Source organism: Bradyrhizobium sp. TM233, from assembly GCF_036247965.1.
Classification (GTDB): Bacteria; Pseudomonadota; Alphaproteobacteria; order Rhizobiales; family Xanthobacteraceae; genus Bradyrhizobium; species Bradyrhizobium ottawaense.
This window is the reverse complement of the sequence record NZ_BTIG01000009.1, coordinates 17,328-41,020: the sequence shown is the minus strand read 5'-3', so window position 1 is coordinate 41,020 and position 23,693 is coordinate 17,328. Positions and strand designations below refer to the sequence as shown.

At 59.4% G+C, this 23,693-nt stretch carries 23 protein-coding genes; 11 read left to right on the top strand and 12 right to left on the bottom strand.

All coding sequences use genetic code 11. The features are described from left to right. Window positions 1-12: 12 nt before the first annotated feature. Window positions 13-1,221, bottom strand: a complete 1,209-nt coding sequence (locus AABA86_RS21000) for a hypothetical protein (protein WP_338308242.1) — start codon at window positions 1,219-1,221, stop codon at window positions 13-15. 185 nt (window positions 1,222-1,406) lie between these two features. Here AABA86_RS21000 and AABA86_RS20995 point away from each other — a divergent pair, with 185 nt between their 5' ends. Next, window positions 1,407-1,649 (top strand): hypothetical protein, encoded by a 243-nt coding sequence (locus tag AABA86_RS20995; RefSeq protein WP_194406424.1) that lies wholly within the window; start codon window positions 1,407-1,409, stop codon window positions 1,647-1,649. A gap of 342 nt (window positions 1,650-1,991) precedes the next feature. Here the strand turns inward: AABA86_RS20995 and AABA86_RS20990 are convergent, their stop codons facing one another. Together AABA86_RS20990 and AABA86_RS20985 are read right to left on the bottom strand one after the other, a co-directional pair. Further along, window positions 1,992-2,360 carry an Ig-like domain-containing protein gene (locus AABA86_RS20990; protein ID WP_338308240.1) on the bottom strand — a complete coding sequence of 123 codons (369 nt, stop codon included), beginning with the start codon at window positions 2,358-2,360 and terminating at the stop codon, window positions 1,992-1,994. Between the two features lie 291 nt (window positions 2,361-2,651). Further along, window positions 2,652-3,044, bottom strand: coding sequence for a hypothetical protein (locus AABA86_RS20985; RefSeq protein ID WP_212251198.1), 393 nt, complete (start codon window positions 3,042-3,044; stop codon window positions 2,652-2,654). 209 nt (window positions 3,045-3,253) lie between these two features. Between AABA86_RS20985 and AABA86_RS20980 the strand changes: the two genes are divergently transcribed. After that, window positions 3,254-3,634 (top strand): hypothetical protein, encoded by a 381-nt coding sequence (locus tag AABA86_RS20980; protein ID WP_338308238.1) that lies wholly within the window; start codon window positions 3,254-3,256, stop codon window positions 3,632-3,634. A gap of 3 nt (window positions 3,635-3,637) precedes the next feature. On the opposite strand, the gene AABA86_RS20975 is transcribed toward AABA86_RS20980, so the two are convergent. Continuing rightward, window positions 3,638-4,300 carry a hypothetical protein gene (locus AABA86_RS20975; RefSeq protein ID WP_212251200.1) on the bottom strand — a complete coding sequence of 221 codons (663 nt, stop codon included), beginning with the start codon at window positions 4,298-4,300 and terminating at the stop codon, window positions 3,638-3,640. Between the two features lie 61 nt (window positions 4,301-4,361). Further along, window positions 4,362-5,099, bottom strand: a complete 738-nt coding sequence (locus AABA86_RS20970) for a metallophosphoesterase family protein (protein WP_212251202.1) — start codon at window positions 5,097-5,099, stop codon at window positions 4,362-4,364. A 193-nt stretch (window positions 5,100-5,292) separates the two neighbouring features. On the opposite strand from AABA86_RS20970, the gene AABA86_RS20965 reads away from it, so the two are divergent. Next, window positions 5,293-5,919 carry a transglutaminase-like cysteine peptidase gene (locus AABA86_RS20965; protein ID WP_212251204.1) on the top strand — a complete coding sequence of 209 codons (627 nt, stop codon included), beginning with the start codon at window positions 5,293-5,295 and terminating at the stop codon, window positions 5,917-5,919. A gap of 11 nt (window positions 5,920-5,930) precedes the next feature. On the opposite strand, the gene AABA86_RS20960 is transcribed toward AABA86_RS20965, so the two are convergent. The 3 genes from AABA86_RS20960 to AABA86_RS20950 form a co-directional block, all read right to left on the bottom strand. Next, window positions 5,931-7,202 carry a hypothetical protein gene (locus tag AABA86_RS20960; RefSeq protein ID WP_338308236.1) on the bottom strand — a complete coding sequence of 424 codons (1,272 nt, stop codon included), beginning with the start codon at window positions 7,200-7,202 and terminating at the stop codon, window positions 5,931-5,933. Window positions 7,203-7,379: 177 nt separating this feature from the next. Beyond that, window positions 7,380-7,655 (bottom strand): hypothetical protein, encoded by a 276-nt coding sequence (locus tag AABA86_RS20955; RefSeq protein ID WP_212251208.1) that lies wholly within the window; start codon window positions 7,653-7,655, stop codon window positions 7,380-7,382. A 76-nt stretch (window positions 7,656-7,731) separates the two neighbouring features. Beyond that, window positions 7,732-8,175: a hypothetical protein gene (locus AABA86_RS20950; protein ID WP_338308234.1), complete on the bottom strand. Its 444-nt coding sequence runs from the start codon at window positions 8,173-8,175 to the stop codon at window positions 7,732-7,734. Window positions 8,176-8,581: 406 nt separating this feature from the next. On the opposite strand from AABA86_RS20950, the gene AABA86_RS20945 reads away from it, so the two are divergent. The 8 genes from AABA86_RS20945 (at window position 8,582) to AABA86_RS20910 (ending at window position 18,488) form a co-directional block, all read left to right on the top strand. Continuing rightward, entirely contained in the window at window positions 8,582-9,784 is a 1,203-nt protein-coding gene (locus AABA86_RS20945; protein ID WP_212251211.1) for a polysaccharide biosynthesis/export family protein, read from the top strand. A 171-nt stretch (window positions 9,785-9,955) separates the two neighbouring features. Further along, the gene (locus tag AABA86_RS20940; RefSeq protein ID WP_338308232.1) at window positions 9,956-10,537 is read left to right on the top strand and encodes a hypothetical protein; all 582 of its coding nucleotides are present in this window, start codon (window positions 9,956-9,958) and stop codon (window positions 10,535-10,537) included. 25 nt (window positions 10,538-10,562) lie between these two features. Continuing rightward, window positions 10,563-12,065, top strand: a complete 1,503-nt coding sequence (locus tag AABA86_RS20935) for an O-antigen ligase family protein (protein WP_338308231.1) — start codon at window positions 10,563-10,565, stop codon at window positions 12,063-12,065. Window positions 12,066-12,206: 141 nt separating this feature from the next. After that, window positions 12,207-12,824 (top strand): hypothetical protein, encoded by a 618-nt coding sequence (locus AABA86_RS20930; protein WP_338308229.1) that lies wholly within the window; start codon window positions 12,207-12,209, stop codon window positions 12,822-12,824. A gap of 266 nt (window positions 12,825-13,090) precedes the next feature. Next, window positions 13,091-15,343 (top strand): polysaccharide biosynthesis tyrosine autokinase, encoded by a 2,253-nt coding sequence (locus AABA86_RS20925; RefSeq protein ID WP_338308227.1) that lies wholly within the window; start codon window positions 13,091-13,093, stop codon window positions 15,341-15,343. A gap of 9 nt (window positions 15,344-15,352) precedes the next feature. Beyond that, a complete protein-coding gene (locus tag AABA86_RS20920; RefSeq protein ID WP_338308226.1) occupies window positions 15,353-16,120 on the top strand; it encodes a hypothetical protein in 768 nt (255 codons plus the stop codon). A 443-nt stretch (window positions 16,121-16,563) separates the two neighbouring features. Further along, entirely contained in the window at window positions 16,564-17,769 is a 1,206-nt protein-coding gene (locus AABA86_RS20915) for an oligosaccharide flippase family protein (RefSeq protein WP_338308225.1), read from the top strand. Window positions 17,770-17,819: 50 nt separating this feature from the next. After that, window positions 17,820-18,488, top strand: a complete 669-nt coding sequence (locus tag AABA86_RS20910) for a hypothetical protein (protein WP_338308223.1) — start codon at window positions 17,820-17,822, stop codon at window positions 18,486-18,488. A 28-nt stretch (window positions 18,489-18,516) separates the two neighbouring features. On the opposite strand, the gene AABA86_RS20905 is transcribed toward AABA86_RS20910, so the two are convergent. The 4 genes from AABA86_RS20905 to AABA86_RS20890 are packed head-to-tail and all read right to left on the bottom strand — an operon-like array spanning window position 18,517 to window position 23,686. Then, window positions 18,517-19,746 (bottom strand): glycosyltransferase family 4 protein, encoded by a 1,230-nt coding sequence (locus AABA86_RS20905; RefSeq protein ID WP_338308222.1) that lies wholly within the window; start codon window positions 19,744-19,746, stop codon window positions 18,517-18,519. Window positions 19,747-19,768: 22 nt separating this feature from the next. After that, window positions 19,769-21,109 (bottom strand): glycoside hydrolase family 71 protein, encoded by a 1,341-nt coding sequence (locus AABA86_RS20900; protein WP_338308221.1) that lies wholly within the window; start codon window positions 21,107-21,109, stop codon window positions 19,769-19,771. Between the two features lie 58 nt (window positions 21,110-21,167). Further along, complete coding sequence (locus AABA86_RS20895; protein WP_338308219.1) at window positions 21,168-22,535, bottom strand: O-antigen polymerase; 1,368 nt, start codon at window positions 22,533-22,535, stop codon at window positions 21,168-21,170. Continuing rightward, entirely contained in the window at window positions 22,532-23,686 is a 1,155-nt protein-coding gene (locus AABA86_RS20890; protein ID WP_338308217.1) for a glycosyltransferase family 4 protein, read from the bottom strand. The genes AABA86_RS20895 and AABA86_RS20890 overlap by 4 nt, the downstream gene beginning before the upstream one ends. Window positions 23,687-23,693: the final 7 nt, after the last annotated feature.

The following is a 23,693-nucleotide window of genomic DNA, read 5'->3' as shown; positions in this document are numbered from 1 at the left end:
ATCGAAGCTCGGCTAACGCCGCGGCGGCGGGCAGGGAGAATAGAACGCGCCGTTCGCCGCATTGATGCGTTCGACGCATTGGTTGGGATCGGTGACGGTCCCGGCCACGGTGAAATCGTAGCCCATGCCCTTGACGACGACGACGTAGCGGCCCGGCGAAAGCGTGAAGCCGTCCTGCTCCGGTTGCAGCAGCAGCATCCTCGGCTGATCCTCGACCGGCCCTACCTTGTAGGGGAAGGACATGCTGCGAATGACCCAGGAATCGCCCGCGTTGACCATGGCGGCCTTGCCGGAGGCATCGATGCCCATCGACCGGGACACCTTTGCGACGACTCGAACTTCGGTCACGCTTGCCTCGATGCTTCCGTCCGGTCTGAACACGATGAAGCTGACATCGCCGCTTGTCAGGGTCGTTGCACTCGGCGTGTTGATGGCCGCCGAGATCGCAACGCGGCGGTCCGGAATCTTTCCGGGGACGGGTTTCAATTCCTGCAGTTGCCCCTCGTTCAGCGCGTAGACGCCGAAGGTCGTGGGCAAAGGCATGGAGGGGTGTGCAGGTGGTGCCGGCTCCTTTGCGCTGTCGGGCGCTCGTTCAACAGTCACGCTCTCCGGCTGGGGCGAGGCTGCGGTCGGCCGGGGCTCGGCGTTGCTCGGCGCGCGCTCGGATGGCAGCGCCAATTGTGACAGTGCGGACACGTGCGTCCTCAAACGCGGCCAATAGATCACCGCGGTGCTGGCGCCGGCCATGAGCAGGAGAATGCCGGTCAGTCGAACCAGAAAGGTGAAGGCGCCGCTCCGTTTGAGTTGATCCGGCGATCGCGGCGAAGCCGCGGGACGGCGCAGTGCTTCCGCGTCCTTTGCAGTAGGCGGCGAAGCCGAAACGGGTGACGACATCGGAATGGGCGGGGGAGTGGGGGTAGGGACCGGAGCGGCGGTTGCCGCGACAATTTTGTGCGGCTCGGACGCGGCGCTACGCTCGAAGGTGCGCTCGACCTCCTTGATGGCACGTTCGAGGACTTGCTGAAGCTCGCGAGATTCCCGCGCGTCGGCGTGGGTGAATTGCTCCAGAAGCTTGACGCGCGCCAGCTCATAGACGATCTCCCGTATCTGCTGGGGATCGTCGGACACGGCGCGGATTCGGCTCGACAGGAGACGGATAAACCCGGCTTTGATCTGTTGCGTCGAGGGAGCGTTGGCCGCAGTTTCACCGGAGTCGGTCATCAAGGCCGATCAAGTAGCCCGGATAGGGCTATTTCGCTAGGTTTTTCCGCGTGAGACCTCGCGATCGAGGAGCTCTCCCGCTGATGACCGGGTCTGCAGACGTCCCCTCTCGGTCCTTTGAAGGTGCTTGCTTTTAGGGGGAAACCTGTGACATTTCGCCAAGCCCCTCTTTCCGGTGTTCGACCATGCGCGGCGTTCTGACAGTCCTCTCGGTTTTGACCTTCCTGGCTTCGCCTGCCGTTGCGCAAGGGATCAAGGATCAGGCCAACACCACGAGTTCCAGCATCATCACGACGCCGACGAAGAAGGCGCAAACCACCCAAGCGGCGTCCCGGCCGACCGCGGTCCGGCATGTGACGGGGCTTCCGGCCGGAAAGTCGGCCCAAGGCGTCTGGCGCGATGGCAAGCTGGTTGCCGTCCCCCGCTAAGGTTCACCCAACGAACCGTGAAGGAACGGTGATCGCCTCCCTGACGTTCATGCTCGGGAGATATCGTATGAAACGACCAGTTCTGATCGCCATTGCGTTGCTTGTGCCCGCCGCTGCCTGGGCCCAGGGCGTCAACGATCCATCGACGCCCAACCGCAACGTGATCATTGTCAATCCGTCGCAGCCCGCGCCCCCCAACGCCACGCGTAATATACCAAGCCGGATCGAGCCCCCCGTGACGACCGGCGGCGGACGCGCGCGCCCTTACTACGGGAGCAGAACCCGGGGCAGCGGGTCGAGCCGTCGCTAGGCGTGCAGAGGCCCCGCAAATGTCGAGGGCAGCTATTGCGGGTTGACTTCGACCTCCAGGGTCGACGTCCCCGGCTCGCGCCGGTTCGTGCCAGAGATCAGCAGCGTGAACTTGTCGGTGCCGCGTATTCCGTTGTCCGCCGAATAGCGGAAGCCGGACCCGACCACCGCCAATTGTCCCCGTGTGGGTCCGCTCACGACCGATACGTTGAAGATCTGCATGTAGGACCAACGCAGTCCCTGGATACAAGCCGTCCCAGGCGCGATCGACATCGTCCATTTCACCGTGTCGTGCGACAACGCGAACGGCGTCCGTTCCTTGATGCAGAGTGGGCTCGCCTGCGCCGCGAGGCAGGACATGGCGACGGCAACACCTGACAGCAATACCGGCCTTGCACGCATTCTCGGCAACTCCACGAGGGGATGTCGAAAGCTAGCTGCAATGATCTAACGAGGCCTTAGGGCAGATCTGCGGCCCTCGAGTCGATCCTATGACGCCGATCTCGGGTCCACCAAATCATCCGTCTGACTTTCTCGGCACCATGCCATCCTGCGCCTGTTTTGCCCGACGCGTCAATTCGAGTTTCGGAAAAGGCGTAAGTCGTTGATTCCGCTGATGCCGGCTACTGTGCATGGGGTTGTTTTTCGATTTTTTGAGGAAGGGCTCCCGACGGCGCCAAGCCAGCTGTCCGATTATTGCCCGTTCGGTGCCATCCCGCCGCCGGCAGGGAAATTGCTGGCCTTGAGTGTCATTCCGCTGACGCGGAAGCGCACATTTCCGGCCAGGTACAGATAGTCCGAGGTGGTGCTGCCAACCGTGCGGACCTCAACGTAAGTCAACGTGATCGAGCCTACGCTCGGGGTGACCTGGGTGATATCGACGTAACGGGCGCCGGGAAAGAGCTTCTGGTCGAGGCCGTAGAAGATCTTCTCCCGCTCGGACCACAGGACGAAGTGACCGCCGGCCTTCTGATCGACCGCCTCATATTGCGTATGGATGACTTGCGGGTATTCGATCTGGCCGGCCGTCGCCGATTGCGTTGCGAAGCAGATGACCAGAGCCAAGGGGGCAATGCTGCGAACCACGTGCTGAAATCCTCGGAGCTAAAGTGGAAACTCTGCCCGCGAATTGGCTTTCTTGCAATCCGCAAAGGTATAGTCTGAACCTGAGATGAGGCTGGTGCGGCTAACGATGGTCCTCATGCCCTGGACTTGGAGTGACCCGCGTGCGCACCGCCCGAAGTAACCATTCGCTCGCCTGCGGAAGGCGGTTTGGGGCGCTGGCTCGTGCGGTCATGACCGTTGCCGGCGCGCTCGGCCTTGGCCTCGCAAGTCCGTCTTTGTGTCTCGCTCAGACCGAGCCGGAGCCCTCGCTCAACGACTATCTTCCACCAAGCGAGCCGGAAGTGACGCGCGACGAATGGCGGCAGCGGATCGAGGACGCACGGCGCCGAGCCAAGGAAGTCTCGCGCGAGCGGCGGGAGCATCCCGAGCTCTACAAGCCAATTCCGGAAGATCCGGACCTTGTCGCGACCGAACGCCTTCTCCGCGACGACAGCCTGCAGCGGGGCGACATCGTCACGACCAAGAAGGGCATGTTCGTCTATCAGGGGCGATCCGACCAACCGCGCCGCGAACAGGACTTTGTGCCGGTCAATCCGAAATCGGTGCGCTGAAGTTCAGTACCGCCGCAGGATCTCGTTGAATTTTGGATCGGTCACTTTCGTGGTGTCGAGCAGCAGCGCCTTGCCTTGCGGAGTTGCCTGCACGTAGGCCGCAATCAGCAACGGCTCGTAACGCGAGCGGTTGGCGAGCGCGGAGCGGATGTCGGATTGCGCCAGCAGCTTGATCTCCTCGTCCGTCGCAGCCGCGCTCGAGGTCACGGTCCGGACGCGAGCGAAGGCGACGTCGATCGGCACCGATCCGGTCAAGTAGGACATCTTCACCGCGGGCGTGGCCGCTTCGCCGGCCTGGGCCTGCAGCGTGCCGAGCGTGAGCCACAGTGCAGGCCTGATCGGTGAGACCTTCAAGGCCGCGACCACGGCGGCCTGGGCCGCCTTGTTTTCACTGGCCCGTCCGCCGGCATCGGACGAAGGGCGGTGAAGAACGTCAGCGGCCATTGCGGCCGCGTAATTCGCGAGCAGGTCCCCATCCAGCGAAACCGATGCCAAGACACCGCCGGCCGCCAGCTTGGCCTTCTCGGGCGGAATCTCGCCCGAGAACAGGTCGCTCGCGCGAAAGTTCGGTCGGATGAGATCGCCGTAGAATTCCATGCCGGCATGTAGCGCCAGCACGATGGCGCTGCAGATGCCGATGACGCGAAGCAGGAACATGCGGTTCATTGGAAATCGACGAGGCCTGTGAGGGCGAAGCGAGCACGGGATTGAAACGAGAGCAGGGCCCTTAAATCGCCATCAGACTATCACCTTGGATCGTCAGCAGCGTCAAGTTTCCGGTCGCATAGGCGCCGGTGTCGATGTTGATGCGGTTCGGACGAATATCGGGCACGCTGACCGGCGTATGGCCGTGGACGATATATTTGCCGAAGCGCTCCTCGGACGCGAGGAATTCCTCGCGGATCCAGAGCAGATCCTCATCTCTCTGGCGCTCGAGCGGGACGCCAGGCTTGACGCCGGCATGCACGAAGAAGAAGTCGCCGCAGGTAAAGGACGAGGGCAATTGCTGGAGGAAGGCGAGGTGCTCGGGCGGCAGCGCGCGCTTCAGTCCTTCGATCAGCTCGATCTGTTGCTCCGCGGACGGATTCATCGTCGGCGTGATGCCGTAGGAGACCAGCGTCAGGAGGCCACCATAGTGGCGCCACTCCTGCAGGCGGGCGGGGTCCTTGAGGACCTCGAGCAGGAAGATCTCGTGGTTGCCCTTCAGACAGACCGTCTCGTGCGATTTCGAGCGCTCGATCAAAAGATCAAGCACGGCGCGCGAGTCCGGGCCGCGGTCGACATAGTCGCCGAGAAAGACCTGGATGGCCCGCTCGGGAGCGGAGCGGGCCAGATCGACGTCGATGACGGTTAACAGCGATTGAAGCAGATCGGCGCGGCCGTGCACGTCGCCGATGGCATAGACGCGGACGCCGTCGGGAAGCCGAGGCTTGGTCTTCTTTCGAAAGCGTGAGGAAAGGCCCATCAGGTCGGTCGAATCGCTTCCAGCGTCACGAGCGGAACGTCTTGTCCGCTCTTAGCAGAACAAGTCACACATCGGTATTCTTAATTGTTTCCGACCAACGCGCCCGCATTTTGATTAAAGGATCGCGCGGCCTTTGAGCCGTATTTCAAGACGTCTCGCGTAGCGTCTTCCCAACAAGAACGGGGAGCGCGACATGCGCAAAGTTGTAAAGTTCCTGGCGGCCGTGGCCGCCATCGTCGTTGCTGCAGGGGTGCAGCAGCGTGCTGAAGCCGCGTTCGTCGGTGCGCCCTTGGGGCTGCGCGGCGCCATCCAGTACATCAAGTTCGATCAGCCGACGCTGGCGCCGATGGCGTTCACGCTGTTTTGCCTGAAGTACAAGGACGAGTGCAAGCCGCGGCCGCAGCACATCGTGTTCAGGGGCGGACGCCTGAAGCTTACGGCGGAGCGGCTGGTGCAAATGCAAGAGGTCAACCAGCAGGTCAATACCGCCATCCGCCCCGAGGCCAATCTGGAAGGGCTGCGCGGCGAGAAGTGGCTGCTGCATCCGACCAGCGGCGACTGCAACGATTACGCTGTGACAAAACGCCACGAGCTGATTGCCAAGGGCTTTCCGGCGCGCTCGGTGCTGCTCAGCGAGGTCGTGACCACCTGGGGCGAGCATCATCTCGTGGTCGTGGTGCGCACCTTCGCCGGCGATCTCGTGCTGGACAATCTCTCCGGCCACATCATGCCCTGGTCGAAGAAGCCCTATCGCTGGGTTCGCATTCAGTCGCCCAAGAACCCGAATTACTGGGCCTCCCTCGGCGATCGCGCGGTCTGATCACCCGCGCTCTATCGTGATCCGGATTGGCTGACGCTCTGCGACAGCCCCAGTCCGACGATCACTGTAAGACACAGAATTGCTGCCGGGCGCAGCAGCCCGGGCCCGGCGAAGCTCTGAACCAGCGCAAACAAGACACAGGCCGCGGCGGCCGCTGGGAAGAACGAGTCGCGTCCGCGCTGCAAGGCGCCGAAGAACAGGCGCGCCAGCGCGATCGAGCTCACCGCCAGCGCGGCAACCAGGCCAATCCATCCCATGCCGGCAAAGACGGCTGCGGCCGTCGACGGCGCCGTCAAAGCGGCTCCGGCATCGCTCTGATAGATCCGGCCCACCGCAGCAAAGGTCCCGGCGCCTGCGCCGAACCAGCGCGTATCGGACAACATGCGCTCCAGCGCGGCCCGCGTTTCAGCCCCCATATCCGGGACGAGCCGCAGCAGGACCGGTCCGGAGCCCTTCTCGAACAGGAAGGACAGGACGATCGCCGCTCCGATCAGGGCGGCGGCCGACAAGGCGCTCGCTGCCAATGGCGATAGGTCGAGCCTGCGAATGACGAGGATCAGCAGGATCAGCACAATGCCAAAGCCTGCTGCGATCGCGCTGTTCGTGCCTGACAGGCCGAACACCGCAAGCGCGCTTGCCAGCGCGCCCACGAGCCCGCCAAGGCCGATCGCCACCGAGCGAAGGACCGAGTGATGCGTCTCGGCCCGTTCGGCAGCAAGCTGCATCACCGCCAGGTTGAGCATGAGGCCGAAGCCGGCCAAAGTGGTCGTGAAGTCCGAGGGCGCGGCTCCAGCAAGTGCCGGCGAGAGCCGATGCAGGTCCAACATCAAGGCGGAGATCGCGGTTACTCCGCCCAGCACAAAGAGAACCAGCTCGGCACGGCTGCGGTTGCGGACCACCAGGATGGTGACGCCGAGCAACGAGATCGCTGCAAGCGCCAGCAGCAGCGCGCTTACGGTCAAGCCGATGTCGGCCGTGATCGGTCCGAACGGCAGGCCGCCTATGGCATCGCGCGTGCTGGCCCAGATCGGATGGGCAAAGCTCAGTGGAAGCGGGGCGAGTTGAGCCGCGATGAACAGCGGAATCGCGATCGGGATCCAGCGGCCCCAGGAGGTCGCGCGGACATAGTGGTCGTAATCGGCTTTTCGCGCGCTCGCGGTGGCTGCCAGCAGGCTTAGCGCGGCGGCCATCGTCCCGAGCTGTGCACCGAACTTGGCGCCGGCGATTTCGAGAGTGGAAGCGGAGACGATGGAAACGATGAGGGCAAAATAAGCGAGGGACAAACGGCGCGCTCGAAGGGAATCCTGAAACGGTCAGGTCACCATACAAGCGAGCGGGTGGTTTTCAAACAGAGGCCTGCGTCGGTCCAACGCTTAAACCTTGAACCCAGATCCTTGAACCCAGATCCTTGAACTTTGGGCCATTTGCGCGCGGGCTCGTCGCAGCGTTGATCGGCGCGATCAGCGGGTGGCCTTGATCGGACGGCCGAAGACGCGGGCGGCGCGTGCGGCGGCAAGGCCAAAGCGCGCGGCCGAGCCGAAGAGATAGCCGCCCTGGAGGGCGATGGCCGCGAGTGCCACGCCTTTCAGGCTATCGAGCACGGTGAGATCGAGCATCAAGCCGACCGGGATGGCCGCGAGCACCATGACGAAGGTCAACGGAAGCAGCACCAGGACGCGAAAGCGTTGGCCCAGCACTGCACCTACCAAAAAGCTGAAAATCAAAAGCGCGGTCATCCGAAACACTCTCCGTGCTTCGGACCCTAGGTTCCCCTCCCTAAAAAGACCCTTAAGCTGTATGGCTAAATTTGGCCTATTGGCTGCAATTTGCCAGCAGCGAATGATAGGCCTCCCGCAAGCCGTTCAGGGCCACCACGCCCTTGATCTCGCTGTCGCTTTCCCTGACCACCACTGACAGCGAGGCCGTTGTCTGCCACTTGCCGGCGGCAAAGGCCGAGACCTCGTCGGGCAGCAGCACCGCGGCGCCTGCGGCCGCCATGCTGGCGTCAAAGGTCAGGGTGCCGCCGCCGCTCGCGGCGATGGTGACCTTGGGATGGCTCCGCGGCGGAAAGGGCCGGATCAAGGCCACCAGCACGTCCATCTTGCCCTTTGGCGCACAGCGAACGATGAGGCCGGCAAAGTCCGGATCGGATTGGGTGGTATCCGCGGTCTTCGTGATAGCCGCGAAGCTTTCGCCGTCCTTGCCTCCCTGGGTGCGGCTGAACTTCCAGACGGAGGAGGGGGTGGGGGCGGCCACCTCAACGGCGGGTGCGCCCTGGCACGAGGACCGCGCGCTGCCAGCGCATGAGGTAGCAGAGCCCCATGGGCGATCAGCGGCGCCAACGAGGGAGCCTGCCAACAGCGGGACAAGAAGGAGGCCAGACAATCGGAGTTCCTATCCTTAGCGGCCCAGACTTAGCAGAGCGGAGAGAGGTCAAGAAGCCTCGCGCTCGACACACGGAGCCCTTGAGTTGGGCGGTTTGCTCGCCGACCGGGCACACGAAATACAACAAATGGTCACAAAGGGTTAAACCAAGCCCCAAAGAGTGACCCGCACGCAACAGTAGCCGACCGATCGCTCCGTTAACCACCGGGAACCCTTGTCGCACCACCCCCTAGGCCGTACCAATCAGGGCTAATTGGGGTCTCCTGGGGCGCGATTCATGCATTCCTTTGCCAAGTCTTATTTATTCAAGCCAGCGTTTCTGATGGCCGCTTTGGCGCTCGGAGCGTGCTCGACCAATCCCGGCTCGGGTCCGCTGACGGACGACGTTAACAACAAGATTCAGACTGAAAACGCTCCGGCCTACGAGCTGGTGCCGCTCAATCCGGCGACTGTGAAGATCCTGCACACCCACGAGCCCAAGGGGCTCGCCGGCGTGTTCACCGATCGCCGTCCGCCCGCCAGCATCGTATTCGGCATCGGCGACGTCGTCAGCGTCACCATCTTCGAAGCTGCGGCAGGCGGTCTGTTCATCCCGGCGGAAGCCGGCGTCCGTCCCGGTAACTATGTGACGATCCCGGATCAGTCGGTCGACAATGATGGCTTCATCACCGTGCCCTATGCCGGCCAGATCAAGGCTGCGGGCCGCACGGCCGTGGAAATCCAGCGCTCGATCATCGAGAAGATCGGCAACCGCGCCATCGAGCCGCAGGCGGTGGTTTCGATGTCCTCGCAGCGCACCCAGCTCATCAGTGTGCTCGGCGAAGTCAATTCGCCGGCGCGTTATCCCGCGAGCGCGGCAGGCGCGAAGGACAAGGTGCTCGACGCGATCACCCGGGCCGGCGGCATCAAGGGCCAGGGCTTCGAGACCTGGGTCATGCTGGAGCGTGGCGGCAAGCGGGCCACCGTGCCGTTCGAAAATCTCGTGATGGCGCCCGAGAACAACGTCTATGTTCGCCCCGACGACAGCATCTACGTCTATCGCGAGCAGCAGAAGTTCCTGGCGTTCGGCGCCAGCGGCCAGAGCGGCGAGTTCAACTTCGATGCATGGCGCATCAACCTCGGCGAAGCCGTGGGCAAGGCGGGCGGTCTTCTCGATGGCCAGGCCGATCCGGCTGCCGTGTACATGTATCGCCGCGAGCCGCGCGATGTCGCTGCCCAGCTCGGCATCGACGTCAGCAAGTACACCTCCGAGACCATCCCGGTCATCTTCAACGTGAACTTCCGCGATCCCGGCGGCTTCTTCCTCGCCACCAAGGTCATGATGAAGAATGGCGACGTGATCTATGTCTCGAACTCGCGCAACGTCGAAGTTGCCAAGTTCCTGAACTACATGCGGGTGATCATGGCGACCGGCGGCGATGCCGTGAACCTCTCCAACGATGCCCTGATCTTCCGCAACAACATCAAGCTGGCGCCGTAAGACGCCAACTTGGTCCACCGAAACCGATGGCACCGGGGCTTGGTCCCGGTGCCATTTTCGTTGTCCGATCGAAGCGGTTCTGCTGTGGCTACGAGTTCGGGAATTGGATCAAGGCGCCACTGAGCACGGCGCGCCGGTCATCGGTCACCCCGCGATGTTGCAAGGGGCTTCATGCGCTTTCGAACACTTTGCCGTCTTCTGGCTCTCGTCCCCGTCGCCCTCGGGTTTGCACCGCTCGGGCAGGCTCTCGGCGCTGCTGCAGAGCTAGGCGTTCGCCATCGGATCGACGTGGTGGTCTCCACTGAGCCTGATGCTCCGATCCTCTCGCGCCTCAAGGGAGCCAAGGGCGAGCTGTCATTGACGGTCCGGCTGTCGGCGAACTCCAAGGAGAGCAAGTTCTTCGGGATGCTGCGCCCGTCTTTCCCCGATATCGCCATTCCCGATGGTCCGGGCAAGCCGCTGGTCCAACAGACCAAGCTGTGGGAGGAGGATGTCTGCCATCAGCGCCGCGGCCTGCCCAAAGTCACGGTGACGCAGCTCGGCGGGCATTTCGGCGAGGGGGAGGGGCGGATCGAGATTTCGGCCATCAACCGGCACATCGGCGTCCTGGTCCCGCCTGACGAATTAACCCCTGGAATAAAACTCGATCCGGGCAGTGATAGCTTTGGAGTATTCTTGGCATTCCGGGCGCAGACCCGGAACAGCCGCCTCAACGTGGATCTGAAAATCTATCCGATCGATTGCTTCCTCTAAGCTCAAGCAGCTCGCAAGAACGACGATGCGCCTTTGGCCTCCCAATATGAGCTGGTTCAGGATTCGTTGGTCATGGAGCCTGCCCGCGACCTTCATCCTGTTCTTTGTGGTGGCCGGTGCGCCGTTTCCGTTCGGCTCGACCAATGATCTTTCGATCGCGTTCTGGTGCCTGTGTCTCGGGGTGGCGGTGATCTTCGCGCCGACGCGCGATCTGCGCCGGCCGCATCTGTGGCTGCTCGCCGGCATTGGCGTAATCGTTGTGGCCTACGCGTTCGTGCTGCACGAGCAGCTCTCCGACCATCCCTGGATTGCGCCATTCCAGCCGATCTGGAAGCAGGCCTCGGATCTCCTGGGCGTGCCGATCGCTCCTTCTGCTTCCATCGTGAAAAACGAGGCGTTCTTTGCGCTCGGCGCGCCGCTCGCCAACATCCTCGCGGTCGTCCTCGGCATGACCGTCGGCGCCGATCGCGACCGCGCACGCCGCATGCTGTGGGTGATCGCGATCTCCGGTGCGGCATACGCCCTCTACGGCGTGCTCTCGTTCCTGATCGAGCCCACCATGATCCTGTGGCGGGACAAGACGGCTTATCTCGGCAGCGTCACCGGCACGTTCATCAACCGCAACACGGCGGCCGCCTATTTCGGCTCCTGCGCGGTGATCTGGATGCTGCTGATCCTGGAGGATGGCCGCCGCCGGCTTCCTGAGCGGCACATTGAGTGGCGACGTCTGTCGCTCGATGTGCGCGCGATCCCCCCAAAAGAAATCCTGCCGCAGCTCGGCTGTCTGCTGATCTGCCTGATGGCGATGTTCATGACGACCTCGCGTGCCGGCGTCGGCCTGTCGCTGCTCGCGATGATCGTCTCGTTCACGCTCTTCCTCCGGAAGGATCTGCCGCCGCGCACCGGCATCTGGATCTCTCTGGGCTCTGGCCTCGCCGTCGCGCTCGGCCTCTTGCAGCTGCTCGGCGGCCGCGTCTCCAGCCGCTTCGACAGCCAGGGCCTGGTCGACGAAGGCCGCATCGAGGCCTGGAGATCGACGCTGCGGATCATCGGCGACAATCCCTGGTTCGGCACCGGCATGGGCACCTTCCAATGGGCCTTCCCGCCGTACCGCAGCCCCAACATCTCGATTCGCGGAGTTTGGGACGCCGCGCATTCGACGCCGCTGGAGCTTGCCTCCGAGGTGGGCATTCCCATGGCGCTGCTGGTGGCGCTCGCCTGGGCCATCATGCTGCTGGTCCTGGCCAGGGGCGTGTTTGGGCGGCGACGCGATGCCATCATCCCGCTGGCGGCGGTGGCGACCGCGACGCTGTCGCTGCTGCATTCGTGCCTCGACTTCACGCTGCAGGTCCCCGGTTACAGCATTCCATTCTTTGCGCTTTTCGGCGCGGGCCTGGCGCAGTCGTTCCGCACCAAGGAGGGCCGCCCGATGGCGGAGGCGGGTGCCACCAGGCGGCGAGGCGAGGGCCGTCCGACAACCGCTGACGCAGCCGCGAGCCGGATGCCTCAGCTTCATAAAAGTGTCTAGATTTGAAGCAGTTGCGTCGTTTACGAAGTCTTTAGAATAAGTGGACAGCTGTTTTCTCTTCGGTTAGGTTCCTGCACTGCACAGCCATTTGCCCGGGCCGAGGAAGCACATCGGGGCAGCTGATTTTTTGGAGGTTGATTTATGAGCGTTATCAAGATTGCGCTTCGCATGGCTGCCGCCGCGGCCCTCGCCGCGACGATCTCGTCGGCCGCCAGCGCCGCCGTCTACCCGCCGCAGCGCCAACTGCCGGCCACCGTCATTTCCGACTTCAAGGCTTCGCCCAATAGCCTGCTGCAGCAATATCCGACCGGCGGCCCGCAGCTGATCTCGCGCGTGCGCGACCTCGGCGCCTCCGATCCGACCACGCTTCCCGGCCTGATCGCGCTGTTGAAGGATCCCGCGACCACCAAGGACCAGATGCGCGCGATCGTCGGCGGCCTCGCTCAGGTCGCCCGCATGGCCGCACAGTCCGACCAGGCTTTCGCCAATGAGATCCAGGCCGCGATCGCCAACACCGGCAACGCCGACGTGATCGCCGCCTACCAGGCCGCGACCGGCGACGTCCAGATCGCCGCGACCGGCGGCGGCGCGGGCGGCGGTGGCACCGGTGCAGGTGGCCCGACCGGCACCAGTGGTTTTGCCACCGGCGGCAATGGCGGCGGCGGCACCACCTTCGGCAACAACACCACGGCCAACAACGGCACCGGCACGGGTAGCGGCGGCGTCGGCGGCACCACGAACAGCGTCAGCCCGCGCTGACCGGAACCGGCCCTCTCGGCCGATCCATGACACTTCACGGCAGCGGCGCCCGCGGGCGCCGCTTTGCTTTTGCGCCGTTAAGCTTCCTGCAAAATGTCGCGTAAGACGCGCTGTGCACTGCATCGACCGCGTTCAATTGCAGGCAGGATTGTGCTAGTGGTTCGCCCAGCGCGGGCTTTGGCATCAGATTTGCCCCGGACGCAGCTGGGCTGTTGGCGAACATTAATCCCAAGAACACACATCGATCCATTTTCAGGAATTGCTAGATGTTGCAGGTGAACAAGCCGACCTCGGAGATCAACCGTGATTTCGCCGAGGCCGACGGCTCCCCGTCGCAGACCCTGACCTCCTATCTCGACATTGTCAGGCGCCAGTTCCCGACCATCATCGCGATCGTCTCGGCCTGCGTGATCCTGGCGCTGCTCTATCTCTTCACCGCCGCGCCGCTGTTCACCTCCACGGCGTCGATGGTGATCGACACCCGCAAGGTGCAGCTGTTCCAGCAGCAGTCGGTGCTCGGCGATATCGCGATCGATTCCGCGACGGTGGAAACCCAGGTCGAGATCCTGAAATCCGAGAACATCAGCCTCGCCGTGATCCGTGATCTGCACCTCACCGAAGACCCTGAGTTCAGCGGCAGCGGCGGCGGCCTGCTCGGCGCCATCATGGGCTCGGTCACTGGCCTGTTCTCCTCCAGCCGTGCCCCGTCCGAATTCGAGCTGACGCGTAAAGCGCTTGGTGTCTTCGCGAGCAACCGCACCGTCAAGCGTCTCGGCCTCACCTATGTGATGGAGATCGGCTTCACCTCGCGCGATCCGCAGAAGGCCGCGCGCATCGCCAACGCCATTGCGGATGCCTACATCGTCGATCAGCTCGAGGCGAAGTATCAGGCCACGCGCCGCGCCAGCGTCTGGCTGCAGGACCGCATCAAGGAGCTTCGCACCCAGGCCTCCGCTGCGCAGAAGGCGGTGGTGGATTTCAAGATCGCCAACAACATCGTCGACAGCGGCGGCCGGCTGATGAACGAGCAGCAGCTCGCTGAGGTCAACAGCCAGCTGGTGATGGCGCATGCGGGGACCGCCGAAGCCAAGGCGCGGATGGACCGCATCAACGACATCCTCAAGCAGGAGATTCCGGATGCCAGCGTCGCGGACGCGCTGAAGAACGACACCATCGTCAAGCTGCGCGGCCAATATGTCGACATGGCCTCGAAGGAATCGATCTGGTCGGCCAAGTATGGCGCGGATCACCTCGCAGCGGTCAATCTCCGCCGGCAGATGGCCGAGATCAAGAAGAACATCATCGACGAGCTCAAGCGCATCCAGGAATCCTACAAGAGCGACTACGACATCGCCCAGACCCGCGAGGAGGCGATCAAGTCCAGCCTAGCCAACGCCGTCTCGGAATCGCAGCTCACCAACCAGGCGCAGATCCAGCTCCGCGAGCTCGAAAGCACCGCGCAGAGCTACCAGGCGATGTATGACAATTTCCTCCAGCGCTACATGGAGAGCGTGCAGCAGCAATCGTTCCCGATCACCGAGGCACGTGTCATTAGTGCGGCGACCACGCCGCTTATCAAGAGCGCGCCGAAGTCGCTGGTCATCCTCGGGGCCGCACTGTTAGGTGGTTTGATGCTGAGCTTTGGCGCCGCCATGGCGCGCGAGCTCTCTGACAAAGTGTTTCGCACCACCTCGCAGGTTGAGGAGCAACTGGGCGCTAATTGCGTCGCAATTCTGCCGGCGCTCGGCTCTCCGGCGGTTGGAGCGCTTTCCGGCAAGCTCGCCCGCAAGAAGAGCAACCCAGAACCGGATCTGCTGCGTTATGTCGTCGACAATCCGCTGTCGCGTTTCGCCGAGGCAGTGCGCTCGCTCAAAGTGGCAGTCGACCTCAATTCCATCGTACGCGAAAACCGAGTACTGGCGGTGACCTCGACCTTGCCCAACGAGGGGAAGAGCACGCTCTCGACCAACCTCGCTCAGCTCATTGCTCATGGCGGCGCGCGGGTGATCCTGGTTGACGCCGACCTGCGCAACCCCTCCTTGTCCCGAGCGCTGCTACCTGAGGCGAAAGTCGGCCTTGTCGACGTCGTGGCGCACAAGGCCCAATTGGAAGACGTCATTAGTATCGATCCGCAAACTGGGCTTGCGCTCCTGTCTGCGGGCACCACCTCCAAGCTACTGCATACCAATGAAGTGTTAGCGTCCAAGCCTATGCGCGATCTCGTCACTCTGTTGCGATCAAAATATGATTACGTCGTTATCGACATGCCACCCATGGCGCCCGTAGTGGACGTGCGCGTCACCTCACCATTCATCGATTCCTTCGTTTTTGTGGTGGAGTGGGGCAAGACCAAGATCGATGTCGTGCGTCACAATCTACGAGGGGCGCCCGAGATCCAAGACAAGCTTCTCGGCGTGGTGCTGAATAAGGCCGACACGAAGCTGCTAGCCCGCTACGAGTCCTACCACGGGCGCTATTACTATCAGAAGTATTATGCTCGCTATGGTTATGTGGAATGACCTTGAAGGATGAACGAGGAACGAAGGCCGTCGCTTCGCAAGGCTAAATGCTTCGCTCGAACTCTTCAGCTGACGTTCGGTCTTATTTGCGTGCTGTGGTCATCCGTAGCGATCCAGTCGTTCTGGGTTGTTGCGCCAGCACGCGAGATGACGGTGCGAATCTTGGCCAACGAGCGCTTCAAGAGAAGCGTGCTGGTCAGTGTCAGTGCCGAACTTGAGGCATGGCAAAGTTTGGCTGTCCACAATGCTTCGCTTGAACGTGCTAAGGCGTTAATGGGTCTGAGCCCCTTTGATATCGATAGCACTCGTCAGACCGAACACGAGTTCGACGCGTCGAGAGCGGGAGTCCGAGCGGCTCTGGGGCTGAATCCGATGGACTCGTATTTGTGGCTGCGTCTGTATTTCAGCGGGATGCTTCATAGTGGAGTCGACAACGTCAATATCCGCCTCTTGCGTCAATCCTATGGGACGGGTCCGCTAGAGAGCTGGATTGCCTTGGGTCGCAATCGAATGGCCTTGGCAGCCTTTCCGATGCTGGATGATAAAATGCAAGATTGCGTACTTTCGGAATTCGCTCACCTCGTCGACAGCGGCTTTATTGATGCTGCGGCGGCGAGTGTGACAGGTGCGGGATGGGCTTATCGGGCGCAACTGATGGATAGTCTTCGGAGAGTCGATCTCATCGAACGCGAAGCCCTTGCCAGACGATTGGCACGCGATGGCATACCGATAACTGTACCTGACATAGGTATCGATGAAAGGCCGTGGCGCCAATGAAACACGTTCTTGGTCTTGGTTTAGTTCTTTTGCTTTCGAGTAACTGCGCGGCGTATGCCCAGTTCAACAGAGCCGCGAGCAATTTCACGCTGCAAGGCCCTGCGGAGCAGGGAGGCAGCGTCGTGAAAGATGCAACGGGGAAGAATTGCTTAGATGTGGAGGCTGCAGCCCGTCCCCAGACGGTTAATCGAGAAATGCTCGATCACGTTGTTAGCCTTAAGAACAATTGCTCGCGGACGATTAAGGTCAAACTCTGCTACTACAATTCGGATAGGTGCAAGCAATTCGACGTCCAGGCCTACAAGCGGGTCGACACAATTTTAGGGACCATGCGAGGAGTGAGCTTGTTTCGCTACACTCTTAATCAGAAGTAAGTCTGGACAATCAATCTCCCGTTCGGGCCGGGTTGGTGACGATGTTTTGGCCGGGGGAGACCGCAAGAAGTGACTAGGCTCGTATATTCGTTGCTAACCACCGCGTTGGTTCAAGCAGCGAATTTAGGGTTTGGTGTCGCGGCCGCACGTCTGCTTGGACCCAATGACAGGGGAATATTCGCGTACCAAGTCACCCTATCGACTGTCGTCGCCACACTGTTTTCGTTTGGAATAGGTGAGGCAATTGCCTATGTAGCCTCTGCAAATAGAGCGGGGTTTCGGCATTCTACGTACATTGTAGCTTCAGTGCTTTATGGAGCGGCAGGCGCGTTGGCTTGGCTGTTTGTCTATCCAATGATAGCAACGATCTCCAATCATGATCAGTATCTTGCCTATGCTGTATTCATGGCATATCCAGTCCTCAACTACTTAACCCTTTGCTTAGTTGCTTGGTTTGCTGGCCGCGGACTGACGCGGGCCTGGAATATCCAGCGAGTTCTAGTTCAAATATCACAGCCGCTTACGTTGGTCTGTCTCCTCGTGATCGAAGGCGCATCGATTTCGGCCTTCGCATTCTCAGTCATCTTTGCTCATATTATTGCCGTTGCAGTGGGCGTTTGCCAGATTTCGGTTTCCTCGTTTCTCGCGAAACCTCGCTGGCTTGATATGAAAGAGGTGTTCCAGGTTGGAATGCAAAGCTTCGGAAGCCGACTGTCCGATCTCATCAGAGATAACGCCGACCGCCTCATAGTCGGAACGCTCCTTGCACCGGAAATTCTTGCTCAATACGTCGTAGCAGTCTCTGTCGCTCAGATTTTCAACGCCTATTCGCAAACAGTCATTCAACTCTACTTTCCACGAATTGGCGCTTTGGTGAACTCTGGCCATCACGCTCTCATCGAGCGTCAGGCGGCGTTTCTCGTGCTGGGAGGAGGGATTGCTGCTATCGCGGTTAGCTTTTTGGCGAGTGATTGGCTTGTCGTCGCGATCTTTGGTGGCAAATTCGCTATGGCGGGAGAGCTAGCCCCGGTACTAGTCGTTGGGATGGTCTTTGCCTCGATGAAAGCATTGATCTCGGCTCATGCACTTGCGATCCGTCAACCTTGGATCACGAGCAAAATTGATGTTTATGCAGTGCCGGTTACGATTGCGACGATATTTTTGGCAGTCCATCTTGTAGGTGCATGGGGAGCTGCCTGTGCATTTGTCTTCTCACAAGCGGGCGTCGCCTATGTTATGTTTCTAGCCTACCGGCAATTTCGAACAGCAAGGTAAGCCGAGTCGAAGGGCACACCCCGGCTGATGGCGATAGAAAGGATCGACGAATGAGCATTTTCAGCAAGATTTTGGGTGCCGAGCCAAACCGAAAATCTCGCTTGCGAGACGAGCAAGGTGAGTTGCTGCCCCTTTCGGACCTCCCTCTTATTCCTGTTAGGCTGAAGGAACGTCTGGCAAGGTTGTTCGACGTTTACCCGGAAAAGCCGTGGTGGCCAGAACAAGCAAAACGAAAAATTGCTGATATCCTACGCCCGAATTGGATGGTGGTTGAATTCGGATCGGGAATGTCAACTCTTTGGCTTGCTCCACGCGTTCGGCGAGTGGTAACAGTCGAGGCGAACAACGATTGGGCTAGTAAAATCTCGAATCAGCTTCAAGCGCGGGGACTGAACAACGTCGAGATGGAGATTTTTAGCGTTGCATCCTATAATCCCAATGATCTTGAGCTTGATGAGGCGCCAGACTTCGTCATCGTTGATGCTGAGCGACGACGTGATTGCATTGTTTGGGCATTTCGCTATCTGAAGCCGGGTGGCTACCTTTACCTCGACAATGCTGACCGGCCCGGAAACGATTCGGGGTCAGATGCGTATCAAGCGCGTTCGGAACTGCTTCGGTTAGCCTCAGAGCGAAACGCTCAGGTTGAATTCTTTCGAGGAATTCCCCCCGGACTCTTGAACCCGGCGCAAGGCGCGCTTGTACGGATTCCAAGCTAGCTCGCCTATCAAGATTAGCCACTTGGCATCAGCGCGACCTTTCCTTCAAAGTGTTGCAGGCTTCGATCAGCGAAGTGACGTACTGACTCCACTGGCTGTCACGATTCGCCTGCGCAATGTGTTCAAAATCGATCTGATTGAAGTGAAAGCGCTCGTTCGTACTTACCAGAGCGCTCGCCAGTTCGGAGATGTTTCCTACTGGCACCATCTGTCCACTCTTGTTATCTATTCCCATATCAGGGGCGCCCGTGTTCGGAGTGTAGACGATATAGTTTCCGTAGCTCCTCGCTTCATTGTAAACTAAGCCAAAGCCCTCAATGATTGATGGCATAACGAAGACATGCGAACGAGCATATTCCTTCTGCAACTCGGCTCGACTCAAATGCTTCTTCATGATCACGTCCGAGGGGATCAGATCGGCAATGCTTGGATCAAGGTGACCACATACGCAAGTTAGCGTCGCCTTGTGCAATTTTGCTTCGCGCCACGCGCGGAATAGGTGATGAAGCCCCTTTCGAATGACGCCCTGACCAACGAACAGAAAGCGGCAGTTCTCGCCCATTTTTTCTGACAGACTGAACGCATTGGCTTTCAGTTGAGAGAAATATGGAACAATGGCACTTGGCTTCGCGAACCCAGCGTACTCTAGACTACGTTGAGAGAAGCTGCTCGCGGTTATCACGCCGTCGGCGAGCTCAACCTCCTCGTCCGCATGATTCCATCGCCACCAGGTCGTAACTTCGCGATCCGACTTTAGCGCCTTTGCTGACTCTGGAAATAGAATTGCGTCTTCACGAAGCAGATCAGAGATGATCTTGTAATGCGGGTGGTACAAAAACAGAAGGCGGCGGGAACTCGATCCGGCGGCTGCTCGAAATGCGGATCTCGCGTATCCTGAATACAATAGGAGATCTGTAGGCTGTCGCTTCCAAGTCGAGGCGGTTTTCCAAGCTAAGATTCGGTCAGCCAGAAAGTGAGTGTCAATTATTTTGCTCAGCTTGCGTCCGCCGATAAATTGAACTGCGGCCGCGAGTAGGCTTTCTTCGACTAGATCCGGGTGTATTTCCGAACTGCAATGATCAGCAAGGTGAGGGAAAGTCCGTTGACGCCAGTTCGATCCCTTACTGAAGTAAATATCTGTAACGAGCTTAACTAGGAGTCCCTGAGACGATAAGGCCCGAGGGATCACATAGGAATCTCGGTCGCGCAGAAAATTAACAATATATCCACGGCTTAAAGTAGAGTTGTTGTCCGTCACTGTTTCTTCTCGACTGAGATGTTCAGGGAGTGCGAAGCGGAGGATCCGAGTCGAACCTGATTGAAGTTGCTAGATAGTTGAATACCGTTACTTCGCTGTCCCTGCTCGCATATTCAATTGGTGCGTCCCATCGCACCTTTGCATTTGCGGAGTTTATCGTGATGGAGATCGGGCCCGATTGTAGTTTGACACGATAAAAATGCAGGCCACTTCCAGCACTGAAGGATCGGCGTTCGGCGCCCATCATTACCTCGATCTCAAATGGCCGACTCGCCTCAGCAACAATATGAAGATCGTCTCGTAGTTCTGAGGAGCCCCTCGGGCAGAGGCTTAATACATATCCACATTTGCTGGACGACTGTGGGCGATAGAATACGTGGATTTTATCTTGCGTTATCCGTGGGGGCTCACCGTCCTTGAACCATTTGATGTAGTACCCGCTCAGGCTTAAGTATGCGTCGTGAGCCGTGAGTAAGCCCCAATGGTTATTCCAAAGCGGAACTGTGAGTTGTCCCTCGAAGGGCCGTACGTAGCTGGCCTCACCCCAGTCATTCCAGGTGACTATCTCAACCCAATCTGATCCGGATTCGATGGCCGCTTTCCATTGCTCTGCCATCCCGAGGAAACCATCCGCTTCGAATACCCTGAAGTTCTGCTTAAGACCTCGGTAATAGGGGGTAACTGGGGCCATGTATAGTTTGGATCGTGCCTGGGACAGTTCGGCTCCGAGCCGGCTCGACTGAGCGAGCGATGGATATTTTCCCGCGGCACCGAAATAGAATAATCCATCGCTGAAGGTTAGATCTGCCAAAATTGCATCTAGCGTTGCGCGATCGGGCGTCTCAACAAGGATTCCCGGAATGTTCGTTCCGCCAGCAGGGCGGTGCGAGTTCGGTACGAAAAAGACGGCAAGTCCCTGGTCCCGCAGGCCCCTCAAAATGTCCTGGTACCACGCCAAGGTACCACCGTAAGTCGATAGAACTGGCCGGCCTGCGTGTCTGAGGTAAGCTGGATCGCTCGAAAATCGAGTAACCATATCGACTACTTCAGATGCGGAGAGGCCGGTAGAAGCATCGGCGGAAAAAAAGAGTTTGAACGTGCTTTGTTGTGCAGCACGGAACAGGCGAGAGGAAATGTCCTGGTAATACGGCTCTTTTAGCCAAGCGCCGACGTTGACCGCAAACCCGTCGATGCCAGCACGAGTAGCCACGTCCATCTCGTGTCTCAATGCATCGATGGAGGCTTCGTGGCCGGCGAATGGGCAGCAGGCCATATAGTGCGCGAAGACCAACTTCGGGGCGCGTTCCATGGCGTAGCTTGGGACCGCCGCAAGAATCCAGGAAAGCTGGAGCAACAGAAGCATCTCGAAGTAGATCGCGCCGCGCCAGCGCCTTGGTGTCGGCCGAGGTGGAGCGGGCAATCTAGACGGGATGGCGAGAGCTGTCTGAAGCGTGCCTGGCCAAGGCGGTTCGCGATTTCGAGCGCGATGACTGGCGTCCGACGACCGCTGAGACAATGGCGGGCAAAGTGAGGAACAGTGTGAATTTTGTGACGGAGACCAGCACGCCATCGCGCATCCATTGGAGATGAAGCGGTATCAAGACCGTGTAAGCAAATGCGGCATTCGGACCAATATTCAGCAGCAGGGTCCTTAGAATGAACGATGAAAGCATTACATAGATCAGGCAGGTGGCTACCACTCCAACCAATCCAAAGCTCAACCAACCTTGCCCATACCATCCTGTTGAGAGGGTGACCATATTTGCAAAGCGGTTGATCTCGATGGTCTTTATCGGATCACCAAATGGCTTGCTGGGCCAGAGCGCGCGGGGGATTGGTTCGGTCAATAGTCGGACGTGTTCAGTGAAGTAGGTGTATGAGTCCGTTAGCCTGGGCACAATGCTAATCGCCGCTGTCTGTACCTCGAATGTAGACATATCGAGGGTGTCGAGAGGCGACACTCTCTTCCACTCATCCGTTGGCCTGGTCGTGCTGCTTGTGTCGAAGACCATCTCTCGTATCGCGGCACGATTCTGCCCCAGGACAACGAAGGCAACGATCAACATGACTGCAAATGGCAGCAGCAGCAGGAACTTCCTGATGTTAAATCCTGATCGCAATACGAATAGGATCGACCCGGTTATCACCGCGTATACGAAGACAAATCTGGAAGATCCCAGTGTCAACCAGAAAGAACCAAGAACGCAGACGGCGATCGTCCAAATTCTAGAAAATTTGGACGCCATCCAGAGATACAGCGCGCAAAATACGTAAGCTGAGGATAGCTCAAACCACCAGCCGCTGCCTTGGCTAAAGCCAAAATTCCCCGTCCGCGCGTCTTGGACGAGTTGAAAGCCTTCATCTGATCCAAGATAGCCGCGTACGCGTTGAACAAAAGCAATGAACGAGACAGTTAGCGTGAGAAGAATCAGGATGCGTGCGGTTGATGGAACGCGCGCGCCATTGATCGCGGGAGCAAGGCGCCGTTGTATCGATGCATTGCTAAAGCTAAAGAAAAAAGTGTAGCCGAGATAGCTCGTGAGCAACCCTACGATAGAGATGAGGATCGAATTTGTCGCCTCTTCTTCATTCGGATAGAACTTCATATACTCGAAGGCGTGATTGTGGTCGAAAAAATACCACAGCGCCGGTTTCATGAGATGAAAAAGGAAGTGATAGGCTAGCAAGATCGTGACGGGTTGTAAGACGCTGAGCTGGCGCCTAGCCTGACAGTGAAGCAGGCACGCCATCCATATGGCGAATTCAAAGAATAGCAAGACGGCGATCATTTTGCTGCATCTCGAATATTCATGATGGTTCGACAGCCGTCGACAATGCTCTTCGCCGCAGCGTTAGGTGTGAAGGGCGCAATTCTCGCGAGGCAGGCGCGAGCAGTACGGGCGACGTCGGAGAATGCGGTGGGCGCGAGCTTCATCTTCTCCGCAAGCTCATCCACGTCGCCCCACGTGAATGCGAAACCAGTTTTGCCTTCGTCTACAAGCTCAGGGACGCACCCACAACGATAGCTGACGATTGTGGGGCAGCCATAACTTAGAGCTTCGTTGATGACGAGGCCCCAAGGCTCGCTATGACTCGGGAGAACGAAGCAGCTTGCCTTTGAATATTCGTCAAAGAGTTCGGCGTCGAACTTCGGCCCTGCGAATGAAACACTCTCCTCAATCCCGAGATCAACTGCCAGCTCCCTGAGCTCCTTCTCGGACGGGCCCTTACCTACAAGGATCAGTTGCGCTCCAGGCGCTGTCGCGAGCACTTGCTTGAAGGCAAGCAGCAGGTGGTCTAGTGACTTTTCCCGCGAGAGGCGTCCAACATACAAGTACCGAGGAGGCTGATTGGGTCGCGCCTTTTCAAGTCGCTGCTCGAGGGCCTTGTCTACCGAGTATTCCTTAGGCAGAGCCGCGGCCTGGCATCGAACGAAGCTCCTGTTGCTCGGGACTCCGTAATAACTCACATATTCCATCGCGCGCACACCGTAACAAAAAATTCCGTCCGCCCAGTTGAAGATAATGCGCTTTGCTATCCCCTTCCAAAAAGTTTGGGGTTGATCGTAGAGCGTGGAATCGCAGAACAGCGCGAAAGGTCGTCGCTTGAAACTCAGAATGAGAGCCTGAAGCCATACGACAGGTCTCTCGTATCCCGCGAGAACCACGATGTCTGCAGGATCCCTCCAAGTGAGCAGACCTGCTCTCCATAGTAACTTGAGAGCGGGAATCTCTGAGGACGCGCCTTTGAACAACAGCTTAAAGGGATATTGATGCCAGCTTTGATCGATCGGAGACAGTCCTGCGCGGTTCGCGTCTGTCTCTGCGATCTGGTAGAAATTGATTGGGAGGTTTTCGGCCTGGGCCTGACGGTAGATCGAAGAGAACACCACCGCCTTGTAGCGAGACCACATGATGTTGTGCCAGATCGCAATCTTCATGAAATGA